This is a genomic window from Cupriavidus sp. 05N40 (genome assembly GCF_056397305.1).
The window spans coordinates 19,952-32,569 of the sequence record NZ_JBFTND010000067.1; the positions used below are offsets into that span (position 1 = coordinate 19,952).

Genomic DNA, 12,618 nt, shown 5'->3' on the forward strand with positions numbered 1-12,618 from the left:
CGGCCGCGGCCGCCGTGCGGGATGTGACGGTCCGGCGCCCGCGCCGGACCGTGCGACTGCGCGGGGGGCTCAGCGCGCGCCGGGTGCCGGCAGCGGCCACACCGGCTTGACGCCCGCGAGCCGGTTGTCCGCCGGCCAGATGGTGCGACGCTCGCCGTTCAGGTTCTGCGAGATCACGCCATGGGCAAAGGTGTTCTGGCCCTGGGCGTCGAACTTGATGCGCTGGTAGCCCGTGACAAGCGCCGGCCCGCTGGCGATGTCGGTGGCCGCGAGCGCATTGCGCACCTTCTCCCGGTCGACGGAGGCGGCACGCTCCAGCGCATCCTTGACGATGTACACGTTGGACACGCCCTGGGCGCCATACGAGTTCATGCCGTAGCCCAGTGCCGCCTTGAACCTGGCATCCGCGGCGATGAGCACGGGGTCCTTGGCGGCCCGCATGATGTCGACCTGGAAGTCATCCTGCACGAACATGTACTCGACGGCCTTGGGCGACACCGCCTTATAGAAGTTCGGGTCTTCCGAACCGCCGCCCACCGAGTGCACGCCGTACGGGATATAGAGCCGGCTTTCGGCAAGCTGGCGCGTGAAGAGGATGTGATCCGGCGTATAGGCCACCACGATCAGGGCATCCGGCTTCGCGCTGCGGATCTTCAGCAACTGCGCGGACAGGTCGGTCTGGTTGGGCGGGTACGATTCATCGAGCGAGATCGCATAGCCGCGCTCCTTGGCCAGCTTCTTGATATTGGCCGCATGCGAGCGTCCCCAGTCGGTGCCTTCGTAGAAGAGGCCGATCGTCCTGGGCCCGTTGCCGGTCTCCTTCTTGAGCAGGTCCAGTGCGTCGATCTGCTCGCGCGCGTCGTAGATGGCCTTGTTGTTCGGGCGGAATACGTACTTGAAGCCGCGCTCGGTGATCTCGTCCTTGACCGCGCCGGTCACCAGCCAGGACACCTTGTAGCGCTCCGCGACCTCGGATGCCGGGAAAGTCACCGCGCTGTTGTAGGCGCCCACGATCAGGGGAACGTTCTCGCGCTGGATCAGGCGCTCGGTTTCCGCCACGCCCACGTCGGGCTTCGACTGGCTGTCGGCGAAGATCAGCTTGAGCCTGGCGCCCCCGAGCGAGCGGATGCCGCCCGCCTGGTTGATCTGCTCCGCGGCGATCTCCGCGCCCAGCTTGGTCTGGTTGCCGATGGTGGCGGCGCCGCCCGACAGCGGCAGCACGAATCCGATCGGCACTTCCCTGACCTGGGCAAGGGCCGTGGCGCATGCCAGCGCGGCGCCCATGCCAGCCGCCAGCAGGAACCCGCGCCGGGTTCTTGAAATAAGGGTACGCATATTGTCTCCTGTGTCGAATCGACTCTGTCTTGTTCTGGCAAAGGCGGATGCCTGCGACGCGGCGGACAGGCCGGTGCCGTGTCCGCCGCCGCCGGGTCCGCCTATGACGCGATGACTTGCCGCGCCAGCTGCTCGACGCCATTCGCATCGAGCTTGTAGTGCGCGTAGAGATGCGTCGGCGGTGCGATCAGGCTGTACTCGTCGAGGATGCCGTGGCGCACCAGGCGCACCCCCGCGCCGGCATCGGCCAGGACTTCCGCCACCGCGCCGCCGAGGCCGCCGAGCACGTTGTGCTCTTCCACTGTCATCAGCACGCGCGAACGCGCGGCAGCGCGCATGACGGCATCGCGGTCGAGCGGCTTGACCGTCGCCATGTCGATCATCCCGACCGAGTGCCCCGCGGCGTTGAGCCGCCTGGCGGCCTCCAGCGCGGGATGCACGCTCGAGCCGGTGGCGATCAGCGTGAGCTCCTCGCCCTGGAGGTGCTCGATGGCCTTGCCGAACTCGAACGCAATGCCGTCCTCATAGACCTGCGGCTCGCGCCCCCGGCCGATGCGGAAGTAGATCGGCTGCGCGTGGCCGGCCGAGGCCTTGATGGCGGCGCGCAGTTGCGGACCGTCCGCAGGCGCCACTACGGTCAGGTCGGCAATCGAGCGCATGATGGCCAGGTCTTCGGTGGCGTGGTGCGACGTGCCATAGAAGCCCAGCGAGATACCGGCGTGGTGGCCGATCAGGCGGACCGGCAGGCCCGAATAGGCCACGTCCATGCGGATCTGCTCGCAGCACAGCAGCGCGAGGAAGGATGCAAAGGTCGCGACGAACGGCGTGTAGCCGACGCTGGCCATGCCCGCCGCCGCGGTCACCATGTTCTGCTCGGAGATGCCGAACTGGATATAGCGCTCGGGGAAGCGCTGCGCGAAGCGGGCCAGCCCGTTCGAATATTGCAGGTCGGCCGAGCCGGCGAGCACCGGCGCGCCGGCTTCGACCAGGTCGGTCAGGCCGTCGGATAGGTAGCTGAGGCCGGGCGTGATGGCGTTCAGGCCCCGGTACTGCCAGGAGTCCTTGGAAAGTGGCTGGTTCATGCTATCGATCCTTTGCGAGAATTTCTTCGACGGCGCGCCGCGCGTCGTCGGGAGCCAGATAGCCAAGGTGCCATCCGGGTTCGGTCTCCATGTAGGAGACGCCCTTGCCCTTGACCGTCCTGGCGATCACGCACACCGGCGTGGTGCGGCCGTCATCGGCGCGCACCTGGCGCAGCAAGGCGGTCAGGGCGGCCACGTCATGGCCATCCACCACGTGGACTTCCCAGCCGAACGCGCGCCACTTGGCGTCGAGCGGCTCGATGCCCATCACCTCGTCCACCGCCCCGTCGAGCTGGTAGCCGTTGCGGTCGACGATGGCGACCAGGCGGTTGGCGCGGTGGTGCGCGGCGGACATCGCCGCCTCCCACACCTGCCCTTCCTGCATTTCACCGTCGCCCAGCATCACGAAGGTGGTGAAGTCGAGCCCGGCGTGCCGTCCGGCCAGCGCCATGCCCAGGCCCGCCGAAAGCGCGTGCCCGATCGAGCCCGAGCTGAAATCGATGCCCGGCACCTTGCGCATGTCGGGGTGGTCGCCCAGCGGGCTGCCCAGCCGCGTGTACTCGTCGAGCCAGGCCTTGGGGAAGAAATCCAGGTCGGCAAGGATCGGGAACAGGCCCACCGCGGCGTGTCCCTTGCCCATCAGGAAGCGGTCCCGCATCGGCCAGCCGGGTTCGCCCCGGCGCAGCTTCATCACGTCGTAGTAAAGCGCCGCGAACGTTTCGGCCGCGGAGAACACCGAGGTGTAATGGCCGGTCTTGGCGATCTCGATCAGCCTGATGGTTTCGAGGCGCACGAAGGTCGCGCGCTCCTTGAGCAGCGCGATCTGTCCGGCGCCCGGAGCGAACGCGCTCTCGGTGGCGGCCGGCTTGGCTGGCGCAATGGCGTGGTTCATCTGTCGTCTCCGGCTGTCTTTGATGCACGATATATCATGCATTCTTGTGAAAGATAAAGAAAATGCATCGCTTACGCTCCTCTTAAATACCGCCCATGCACATGTACTTGGGTTCCAGGTAGTCTTCGATACCCTGCCGGGCGCCTTCCCTGCCCAGGCCGGATTCCTTCACGCCGCCGAAGGGGGCGACCGCGGTGGAAATCAAGCCTTCGTTGATGCCGACCATGCCGCATTCCAGCGCCTCGGCGACGCGCCACACGCGGCTCAGGTCGCGTGTGTAGAAATAGCCGGCGAGGCCGAACGGCGTGTCGTTGGCCATCCGCACCACCTGCTCGTCGGATTCGAAGCGCAGCAGCGGCGCCACCGGCCCGAAGATCTCTTCGCGCCCGAGCTCCATCGCCGGCGTGACGTCGCCGACTATGGTGGGCGCATAGAATGCGCTGCCCGCATCCGGGCGCTTGCCGCCAGCCAGTATCCGGGCACCCCGGGCGGCCGCGTCTTCCACCATGGCGTGCACGCGGCCGGCGGCGCGCGCGTTGATGAGCGGCCCCACGGTGATGCCGGGCTCGCTGCCGTCGCCGACCTTCAGCGCCGCCACGGCTTCGCCCAGGCGGCGCGCGAACTCGTCGTAGACGGCGGCATGCACGAACATACGGTTGGCGCAGACGCAGGTCTGCCCCGCGTTGCGGTACTTGGAGACCATCGCGCCCCGCACCGCGGCGTCGAGGTCGGCATCTTCGAAGACGATGAACGGCGCGTTGCCGCCTAGCTCGAGCGACAGCTTCTTGATATTGGCGGCGGACTGTTCCATCAGCAGCCGGCCGACGCGCGTGGAGCCGGTAAAGGAGAGCTTGCGCACCACGGGGCTGCGCGCCAGCACCGCGCCGACCACCGCGGCCCGCGCGCTCGTCACGACGTTGAATACCCCGGGCGGCACGCCGGCGCGGCGGGCGAGCTCGGCCAGCGCCAGCGCGCACAGCGGTGTCTCGGAAGCAGGCTTGAGCACCACCGTGCAGCCTGCCGCCAGGGCCGGCGCCACTTTCCGCGTGGCCATGGCCACCGGGAAATTCCAGGGCGTGAGCGCGGCGACCACACCCACCGGCTGCTTGATCACGATCAGCCGGCGGTCGCCGGCCGGCGCCGGGATCAGCTCCCCGTAGGTGCGCGTGGCTTCTTCCGCGAACCACTCGACGAAGGAGGCGCCATAGACGACTTCCCCCTCGGCTTCGGCCAGCGGCTTGCCCTGCTCCGCGGTCATCAAGGCAGCGAGATCCGCCTGGTGCAAACGGATCAGGTCGTACCAGCGGCGCAGGCAGTCGGCCCGGTGCTTTGCGGTGGTGGCGCGCCAGGCCACCTGCGCGCGCTCGGCGGCGGCGATCGCGCGCAGCGTTTCCGCCTCGCCCATGTCGGGCACTTCGGCAATGCGCGCGCCGTTCGCGGGATTGGTCACGGGGAACCGTGCGCCATCGTCGGCCTGGGCCCATTCGCCATCGATGTACGCATGCGTGCGCATCAATGCGGCGTCCTTCAGATTCATGTTGTCTCCGGCTTATCGTGGGGTCTGTACAGCGCGCGCATCCACCTGCCGCATCGCATCCGCGATGGCGGCTGCGTCCAGCTCGCGCGAGAAATTCTTCATGTGCGGGGCGGCAAGCGACAGCGCGGCGGCGGATTCGAGTTCCTCGCGCGAGGCGTCGGTCAGCCCGAGATCCGCCAGGCGCAGGGGCAAGCCGATACGGCGATAGAGCGCCTCGACCTCCGCGCGCGCGTCGTCCTGGCGCCGCTCCAGCTCCAGCTGGACCAGCAGGCCATATGCCACCTGCAGCCCGTGCGGGGCCCGCTGCGCCTGGCGCAGCGTGGAGAGCCCGCGCGTCAGGGCGTGCGCGATCGACAGGCCGCCGCTCTCGAAACCCAGGCCGGACATCAGGATGGTGGCCTCCACTACCCGCTCGAACGCGGCATCCGGCCTGCCCGTGCCGGCAACCGCCAGCGCGGCCTGCGCATCGGCCATCAGCACGCGGTGGCATTCGCGCGCAAGCGCCGCGGCCGACAGCAGGGGCCGGGTGCCGAACATGTTCACGCCCTGTGGCGCGGCCGCGCATTGCGCCGCCTCGAACGATTTGGAGATGGCGTCGCCGATGCCCGCCAGCAGCATCGCTGCCGGGGCCTGCGAGATCAGCGCGGTGTCGGCGATGACGCAGGCCGGGCTGTAGGGCAGATGCCTGACCGCCAGCAGGCGGTGATGCTCGTCGTACAGGACGTAGTTCTTGCTGGTCGGGGCATCGTTGGAGGCAACGGTCGGCACCGTGACCACCGGCACCCGGTAGTGATCCGCCAGCGCCTTGCCCGCGTCGATGCCGCGCCCGCCGCCGGCGGCAATGACCACCGCCGGCGCGCTGGCGCCGAGTTCGTCCACCAGGCGGGCGACCAGTTGCGGGGTCAGTCCCTGGTCGAAGCTGACGCGGCGCAGCGCCACCGCGGCGGCACTGCATTGCCGCCCGACCCGCTCGCCGATCATTTCCATCACCCAGCGGTCCGCGACCAGCACGGCGTCGCCGCCGAGCCGGGCCACATGCGCGCCCAGCAAATCCAACGCTCCCACGCCCTGGACGTAACGTCCGGGCGAGCCAAATACCGCTTGCACGTTCTCTCCTCCTTGGATAGCGCCGGCCTGCCAGGTGCCGGCCTGCTGCTGTGTGCCGGAGGGCGCCGCCCGGCCGATCCGATCGGTGCCGCGCCCTTCCAAATACATGATATAGGATATATGCTACATCATTATCGACGCGTGGCAAGAAGCTTTTTTCCGCCGCCGTCACCGCAACCCTGCCTTCACAGCCTTTTTCGATTCTTCAGGAGCACCGCACCATGCCGGAAACAACCAAGCCCCCCGTGACGCCGATCGACGGCCGCACGCGGGTCGTCGTCATCCTCGCCTACCCCACGCACCACGTGCGCACGCCTGCCTTCTTCAATGCACGCGCCGCCGCCCTGGGGCTGAACGCGGTGCTCGTGCCATGGCAGATCTCGCCAGAGCAACTGCCCGGCGCGCTGGCGGGCCTGCGCCAGGTGGAGAACCTGGCCGGCGTGATCGTCACGGTGCCGCACAAGCAACAGATGGCCCGGCTCTGCGATGAACTCGAAGGCGTCGCCGCGGACCTGGGCGTGTGCAATGTGGCGCGGCGCACGCCCGATGGCCGCTTCGTCGGCAGGATGTTCGACGGCGTGGGCTTCGTCGCGGGCATGCGCGCGGAGGGGATCGATGCGGCGGGCAAGCGAGCGCTGCTGCTGGGCGCGGGCGGCGCCGCCACCGCGGTTGCCGCCGCCTTGCTCGATGCAGGCGTCGCGCAACTGACCATCGTCAACCGCTCGCGCGACAAGGCCGACAGCCTGGTGGCGCAACTGAAGGCGAAGCGGCCCGGCGCGCCCGTCGCCTCCGCGGCGAGCCCGGCCGGCCAATGGGATCTGGTCGTCAACGGCACCTCGCTCGGCCTCAAGCCCGACGATCCCCTGCCGCTCGATCCTGCCACGCTGGGAGCGCACAGCATCGTGGCCGAAGTCATCATGCAGCCGGCACAGACGCGCTTGCTGCTCGCGGCGAAGGCGCGCGGGTGCCGCATCCATCTCGGCGAGCACATGGTGACGGCGCAGATCGACCTGCTGGTGGATTACCTGCTGGGCATGCCGGCAGGCGAGGAAAGCGTGGGAAGCGGGGAACGTGGCGCGGGATGACGGGCGGGCCGGCGTTGCATATCATATATGATGTGTTCCTGAACATTCCTTACCGAGGCAAGCTGTCATGAAAGAACTCGCGCGCGTGGAGAAGAGCAATCTGTCGTCACGCGTCTACGACCAGATTCGGTCCGCATTGATGAGCGGCAAGTACGTGCCGGGCGAGCGATTGCGCGTGGCGGAACTGGCACAGTCGCTGGGAACGAGCACCACCCCCGTGCGCGAGGCGATCTTCAGGCTGGTGAGCGAGCAGGCCCTGGAGATGACCGCGGCAACCTCGATCACCGTGCCCGAGCTCGACCCCGGCACGGTCTCGGAGATCCAGCTGATGCGCACGCTGCTCGAAGGCGCCGCCGCGGAGGCCGCCGCGCTGCGCATCACCCCGCAAGAGATCGCCCGCCTGCGCAAGACGCACGAAGCCTTTATCAAGGCCGTGTCGACCAGCCCGCGCGAAGCGGCGAGCCAGAACCGCAAGTTCCACTTCGAGCTGCTTGCCGCGGCCCACCTGCCGAACCTGTTCGCGGTCGTCGAGAGCATGTGGGTGCGGATGGGTCCMCTGCTGCATATCTTCCATACGGAACTGCAGGCCAGCCGCGAGAGCCTCGAGGAGCATCCGCACTACCGCGTGCTCGACGGCCTCGCCAGGCGCGACGCCAAGACTGCCTCGGCGGCCATTCGGGACGATATCCAGTGGGGCAAGACCGTTCTGCTCGAATGGATGGCATCGCGCGAAGAAGAGCCTGTCTGATCTCCCGGGGCGCGCACGCCCGTGCGCCCGATTTCTCGTCCCCCGCTACCCAGGTGGTGAACCGGTTGCACGGCAGGGCATCGCCGGAAGACGCAAACCCGTCCCCGCCCGCAGCCACGCGCTGATCCCGATTGGCCGCCCTTGGCCGGGCCGGCCGCCATTGTTGCCCTCCAGGCAAATATCTTCTGACTCCGGACGGGTTTTTCCCGCACGCGGGGAGGCGCGATACTCCAGCCGCGCAAGCCCTCCGGCTTGCGGCGGCAGACCCCGCCCCGCGCCAATTGCGCCGGGCATGTCGGYCATCCGCCAATATCATCAGCCGCCTGGGCAAGACCGCAGCCATGAAGACCACCCTGGACGAACTCCTCACCTTCACCATCGTGGTGGATACAGGCTCCATCACCGCGGCCGCCGAGCAACTGCAGCAGACCGTCTCCGCGGTCAGCCGCTCGCTTACACGGCTCGAAGAGAAACTGGAAACCACGCTCTTGCGGCGTACCACGCGCCGGCTGGAGCTGACCGAAGAAGGCGGGACGTTCCTGGCCCACGCGCGGCGGATACTGGAGGCCGTCGAGTCCGCCGAGGACCAGATGGCGACGCAGCGCCGCACACCGGCCGGGAAGCTGCGGATCAACGCGGCAACGCCGTTCATGCATCATGTGATCGTGCCCCTGATCGGCGGCTTCCGCGCGCGCTACCCGGAGATCGAACTGGACCTGCACACCAGCGAGCACATCATCGACCTGCTGGAGCAGCGCACGGACGTCGCCATCCGCATCGGCATGCTGCGCGATTCGACCCTGCACGCGCGCCCCCTGTGCAATAGCCGCCTGCGGCTGGTGGCAAGCCCCGCGTACCTCAAGGCACGCGGCACGCCGCGCGAGGTGGCGGCGCTCCAGGGCCACAGCCTGCTTGGCTTTACCCAGCCCGACACGCTGAACCAGTGGCCATTGCGACACGAACTCGGCGAGGCCCTGCGCATCGAACCCAGCGTGCGCGCATCCAGCGGCGAGACCTTGCTCAAGCTGGCCCTCGCCGGGGAGGGCATTGCCTGCCTGGCCGACTTTATGACCCAGGCCAGCCGGTCGCGGGGAGACCTGGTCCAGGTACTGATGCAGGACACCGTGGAGGTTCGACAGCCCATCCATGCGGTCTACTACCGCAACACCCTGCTCTCCTCGCGCATCACGGCGTTCCTCGACTACGTCGGCGCGCAGCTCGGCGATTCCGTGTCCGGCCGCGCGTGACCGCGGCCATGCCCGCGGAAATGCGCCGGCCTACTTCAGCCGGTCCATCAGCGCGGCGGCGACGGCCAGGGCCGACGCCGGGTCCTGCCCGGTGATCAGTTCGCCGTCTGTCACGACGTACGGCGCGCGCCGGTCGCCTGCGCGGCGCAAGGCGCGCCGGCGGGACGGCCCGGCGCGCCTGCGGCCAGCCTCAGTCCTGACCGCCCGCCTGGCTCACTTCGAGCAGGATCTTGCCGGCGTGCGTGCTCGACTCCATCAGCGCGTGCGCCTTGCCCGCGTCGGCAAGCGGCATGATGGCGTGGATAAGCGGCAGGCACCGGCCCTGCTCCAGCACCGGCCAGAACGCGCTGCGCAGGCCCTCGATCAGTTCGGCCTTGTTCTCAGGCGTGCGCGCCCGCAGCGTGGAGCCGGTCATGTTGAGCCGCTTCAGCATGACCGGCAGCAGGTCGATCTCCACCCGGCTGCCCTCCAGGAATGCGATCTGGACCAGCGCGCCGTCCAGCGCCAGCGCACGCAGGTTCTTCTCGATATAGCGCCCGCCGACCATGTCCAGGACCACGTCGACACCCCGGCCACCGGTCACCTCGGCCACGACGTCGTTGAAGTCCTGCTCGCGATAATTGATCAGGTGCGACGCGCCGTGCTGCCGGCAGATCGCCAGCTTCTGCGCGTTGCCGGCGGTCACCGCGACGTCGGCGCCAACCTCGCGGGCAAGCTGGATGGYGGTGATGCCGATGCCGCTGCTGCCGCCGTGAATCAGGATGGACTTGCCGGCCGAGACCAGCTTGCCGGCGAACAGGTTGGCCCAGACCGTGATGTAGTTCTCGGGCAGCGCCGCGGCCTGCTGCAGCGTCAGCCCCGCGGGCACCGGCAGGCAATGCCGCTCGTCGGCCGCGCAGAACTCGGCGTATCCGCCGCCATGGGTCAGGGCGCAGACCTTGTCGCCGACCTTCCATTTCGTCACCGCTTCGCCAACCTGCACTACCGTGCCCGAGACCTCGAGGCCCAGGTAAGGACATGCCGACGGCGGCGGGTTGTAGAGACCAAGCCGCTGCAGCACGTCGGGCCGGTTGACCCCGGCAAACGCAACCCGGATCAGGACTTCACGGGCGGCCGGCCGCGGGGCATCGGCTTGCTTCAACACTAAGGTATCCGCCCCGGTTCCGGGGCCATGGCTGATGTACTTCATCGAGACGTCCTTTGCCTTACGGCGTTCTTTGTTGGTGGTGCGCGAGACGCGTCAACGCCGGATATCCCTGCCGCTGCGAGCCAGGCGCGGCCCCGCTTCACGCCCGGACATTGACGCGAACAGAATATATCATGCATGATACTTCGGCGTGCGGCGTGCTTGCGCCGCGCTTGCGGGAACGCCTAGACTGGGACTTCCCCACGCCGTATCAATCAGGGAGCGGACCGCTTCCGCCAAAGGAGCAAGGCATGCCGATTGCCGGGATGAACCATTTCACCGTGCTGACGTCCGCGCTCGAAGACAGCGTCAGCTTCTATCGCGAGGTGCTGGGCTTCGAGACCGGCGCGCGCCCGCCGTTTGCCTTCCCCGGGGCGTGGCTGTACGCCGGCGGCGCTCCCATCGTTCATCTTGTCGTCACCGATACGATGCCCAAGCCCGCGGCCGGGGTGCTCGACCACATGGCATTCAGTGCGACCGACCTCCCCCACTTCGTGAATCATCTGCGGCGGCTGGATATTCCGTTCAGCCTCGGGCGGCAGGCCGGCTCCGGCATCTGGCAACTATTCCTGCACGATCCCAACGGCGCGCGGATCGAACTGGATTTCGATCCGCGAGAACAGCAGCCCTGACGCGGCCAGCGCTGCCCGCCGCGCAGCGTGCCCGGGCGCGCCGGTCACGCGCCGCGCGAGCGGCCCAGCGTGCCACGTACCGCCGCTTCGAACCTCGGGTCCAGCACGGCGCCGACATTGAAGCGTGACCACGGCGAGGTGGCTTCGGAGTCGACGCGGAAGACGCGCCCGGGGGCGATCATGACCTTCTGCGCGAGAAGCTGCTCGGCCAGGACCAGCGAGTCGTCCACCTGCGGCAATGCACCCCAGAGGTACAGGCTCTGCTCGGTCCGCGCGAAGATGCGCGCATCCAGCCTGTCGAACAAGGACAGGGCCCTGGCGGTAGCTTCGGCCAGGCGGGATCTCAGCCTGGTGATGTAGCGCTGGTAGTGGCCTTCGCTCAGGATCACGTCGACGGTGCGCTCGCAATACTCCGAGCTGCTCACGTGGATCAGCGCCTTGAGATCGGCAAGATCGCTGGCCAGGTCGGCGCCGCAGGCAATGAAGCCCACGCGCAGCGCCGCGGAGAAGGACTTCGAGAAGCTGCCGATATAGATTGTCCGCTCCAGCTGGTCCAGTGCCGCCAGGCGGGGCAGCGTGGTTGGCTTGAAGTCCGCCAGCGCGTCGTCTTCCACCAGCAGGAGGTTGAACCGCTGCGCGAGCTGCAGCACGCGGTAGGCCTTGGCGGCCGAGAGGTCCGATCCGGTCGGGTTGTGCGCCACGGACTGGGTGAAGAACAGGCGCGGCCGCTCCTGGACCAGCAGTTGCTCCAGGGCCTCGAGGTCGGGGCCATCGGCAAGGCGCGGCACGCCGATGATCCTGGCGCCGGCCAGCTTGAGCTTGCCGAACAAGGGATAGTAGCCGGGATCGTCGACCAGGACGGTGGCGCCCGCCGGCAGGAAGTAGCGGATCACCAGGTCGATCGCGTCATTGGCGCCATGCGTCAGCACGATCTGCCGGGGGTCGGCGCCGATGCCCAGGTCGCCCAGCTTGCGCACCAGATGGTCGCGCAGCGGACCGTACCCGAAACGGTTGCCGTACCGGAACAGCGCCCCCAGCCCCGTGCGCACGACCTTGTGGTGGTACTTGTCCAGCCGCGCCTCCGACAGCCACGCCACCGGCGGGAATCCGTCCCCGACCGCCAGCACGTCGGGACTGCTCTTCAATTGCTCGCGCATCAGCCACACGATGTCCAGCGCGCGCCGGAACGAGCCGGCCTCTTCGTCCTGCCGCGCCTTCACCGGCCTGTCGAGCACGAAGTAGCCGGCACCGCGCCGCGGCTCGACCAGCGCGCGCCCGACCAGGATCTCGAACGCGGCAACCACTGTGTTCTTGCTGTAGCGGTGCAGTTGCGCCAGCTCCCGCAGCGAGGGCAGCTTGTCGCCGACGCGGTAGGCGCCTTCGACGATCTGGCGTTCGATGGAATCCGCCAGCGTGGTGGCGATCGATGGCGATCTGGGCTTGGTCACGGGCTTGTACTCCACATTCCGGTCGGCGATTCGATATCTGGGTGGCGACAACTGTCCCGCCAAACTGTACCTTTTTGCACTGGTACAGTACACCTAGACTGTCTCCATTCCTATACCACTCACGGAGACACCGATGGTGACCGATTCCCGCCTGCCCAACTTTCGCGCCATGACGCCGGCGCAGCGCCTGCAATATATTGGGGGGGCCGCCGCCCTGACCGACGACGAAATCCGGCTGGTCGCCGAGGCAGGCGCCCTTGGCGCCGAGCGGGCCGACGGCATGATCGAAAACGTGATCGGCACGTTCGAGCTGCCCTTC

The 12,618-nt window shown here is 68.1% G+C and carries 11 protein-coding genes and 1 pseudogene; 5 read left to right on the forward strand and 7 right to left on the reverse strand.

The window, feature by feature from the left end; all coding sequences use genetic code 11:
• Positions 1 to 69: 69 nt before the first annotated feature.
• From AC1DO7_RS17235 to AC1DO7_RS17255, 5 genes are all read right to left on the reverse strand, one after another.
• Entirely contained in the window at positions 70 to 1,335 is a 1,266-nt protein-coding gene (locus AC1DO7_RS17235; RefSeq protein WP_441614248.1) for an ABC transporter substrate-binding protein, read from the reverse strand.
• Between the two features lie 101 nt (positions 1,336 to 1,436).
• Complete coding sequence (locus AC1DO7_RS17240; protein ID WP_441614247.1) at positions 1,437 to 2,417, reverse strand: transketolase family protein; 981 nt, start codon at positions 2,415 to 2,417, stop codon at positions 1,437 to 1,439.
• Position 2,418: 1 nt separating this feature from the next.
• Positions 2,419 to 3,309: a transketolase gene (locus AC1DO7_RS17245; RefSeq protein WP_441643233.1), complete on the reverse strand. Its 891-nt coding sequence runs from the start codon at positions 3,307 to 3,309 to the stop codon at positions 2,419 to 2,421.
• A gap of 82 nt (positions 3,310 to 3,391) precedes the next feature.
• Positions 3,392 to 4,846, reverse strand: a complete 1,455-nt coding sequence (locus AC1DO7_RS17250) for an NAD-dependent succinate-semialdehyde dehydrogenase (RefSeq protein ID WP_441614245.1) — start codon at positions 4,844 to 4,846, stop codon at positions 3,392 to 3,394.
• Positions 4,847 to 4,858: 12 nt separating this feature from the next.
• Positions 4,859 to 5,953: an iron-containing alcohol dehydrogenase gene (locus AC1DO7_RS17255; RefSeq protein ID WP_441614244.1), complete on the reverse strand. Its 1,095-nt coding sequence runs from the start codon at positions 5,951 to 5,953 to the stop codon at positions 4,859 to 4,861.
• A 221-nt stretch (positions 5,954 to 6,174) separates the two neighbouring features.
• On the opposite strand from AC1DO7_RS17255, the gene AC1DO7_RS17260 reads away from it, so the two are divergent.
• The 3 genes from AC1DO7_RS17260 to AC1DO7_RS17270 all read left to right on the forward strand — a co-directional run bounded on the left by AC1DO7_RS17260 (position 6,175) and on the right by AC1DO7_RS17270 (position 9,033).
• Positions 6,175 to 7,038, forward strand: coding sequence for a shikimate dehydrogenase family protein (locus AC1DO7_RS17260; protein ID WP_441614243.1), 864 nt, complete (start codon positions 6,175 to 6,177; stop codon positions 7,036 to 7,038).
• A 67-nt stretch (positions 7,039 to 7,105) separates the two neighbouring features.
• Positions 7,106 to 7,786 (forward strand): GntR family transcriptional regulator, encoded by a 681-nt coding sequence (locus AC1DO7_RS17265; protein WP_441614242.1) that lies wholly within the window; start codon positions 7,106 to 7,108, stop codon positions 7,784 to 7,786.
• 341 nt (positions 7,787 to 8,127) lie between these two features.
• Positions 8,128 to 9,033: a LysR substrate-binding domain-containing protein gene (locus AC1DO7_RS17270; protein WP_441614241.1), complete on the forward strand. Its 906-nt coding sequence runs from the start codon at positions 8,128 to 8,130 to the stop codon at positions 9,031 to 9,033.
• A gap of 190 nt (positions 9,034 to 9,223) precedes the next feature.
• Here the strand turns inward: AC1DO7_RS17270 and AC1DO7_RS17275 are convergent, their stop codons facing one another.
• On the reverse strand, positions 9,224 to 10,222 hold the full coding sequence (locus tag AC1DO7_RS17275; protein WP_477116362.1) for an NAD(P)H-quinone oxidoreductase: 999 nt from the start codon (positions 10,220 to 10,222) through the stop codon (positions 9,224 to 9,226).
• Between the two features lie 248 nt (positions 10,223 to 10,470).
• On the opposite strand from AC1DO7_RS17275, the gene AC1DO7_RS17280 reads away from it, so the two are divergent.
• Positions 10,471 to 10,851, forward strand: coding sequence for a VOC family protein (locus tag AC1DO7_RS17280; RefSeq protein ID WP_441614239.1), 381 nt, complete (start codon positions 10,471 to 10,473; stop codon positions 10,849 to 10,851).
• A gap of 44 nt (positions 10,852 to 10,895) precedes the next feature.
• On the opposite strand, the gene AC1DO7_RS17285 is transcribed toward AC1DO7_RS17280, so the two are convergent.
• The gene (locus tag AC1DO7_RS17285; RefSeq protein WP_441649859.1) at positions 10,896 to 12,299 is read right to left on the reverse strand and encodes an aminotransferase-like domain-containing protein; all 1,404 of its coding nucleotides are present in this window, start codon (positions 12,297 to 12,299) and stop codon (positions 10,896 to 10,898) included.
• A 133-nt stretch (positions 12,300 to 12,432) separates the two neighbouring features.
• On the opposite strand from AC1DO7_RS17285, the pseudogene AC1DO7_RS17290 reads away from it, so the two are divergent.
• A pseudogene (locus AC1DO7_RS17290) lies at positions 12,433 to 12,618 on the forward strand (hydroxymethylglutaryl-CoA reductase, degradative); the annotation flags it as partial.

What these genes read in the sequence shown, in the direction of transcription:
- AC1DO7_RS17270 (WP_441614241.1), top strand. Translation starts at nt 8,128, where the DNA reads ATGAAGACCACCCTGGACGAACTCCTCACCTTCACCATCGTGGTGGAT.
- AC1DO7_RS17250 (WP_441614245.1), bottom strand. Translation starts at nt 4,846, where the DNA reads ATGAATCTGAAGGACGCCGCATTGATGCGCACGCATGCGTACATCGAT.
- AC1DO7_RS17280 (WP_441614239.1), top strand. Translation starts at nt 10,471, where the DNA reads ATGCCGATTGCCGGGATGAACCATTTCACCGTGCTGACGTCCGCGCTC.
- AC1DO7_RS17260 (WP_441614243.1), top strand. Translation starts at nt 6,175, where the DNA reads ATGCCGGAAACAACCAAGCCCCCCGTGACGCCGATCGACGGCCGCACG.
- AC1DO7_RS17240 (WP_441614247.1), bottom strand. Translation starts at nt 2,417, where the DNA reads ATGAACCAGCCACTTTCCAAGGACTCCTGGCAGTACCGGGGCCTGAAC.
- AC1DO7_RS17245 (WP_441643233.1), bottom strand. Translation starts at nt 3,309, where the DNA reads ATGAACCACGCCATTGCGCCAGCCAAGCCGGCCGCCACCGAGAGCGCG.
- AC1DO7_RS17235 (WP_441614248.1), bottom strand. Translation starts at nt 1,335, where the DNA reads ATGCGTACCCTTATTTCAAGAACCCGGCGCGGGTTCCTGCTGGCGGCT.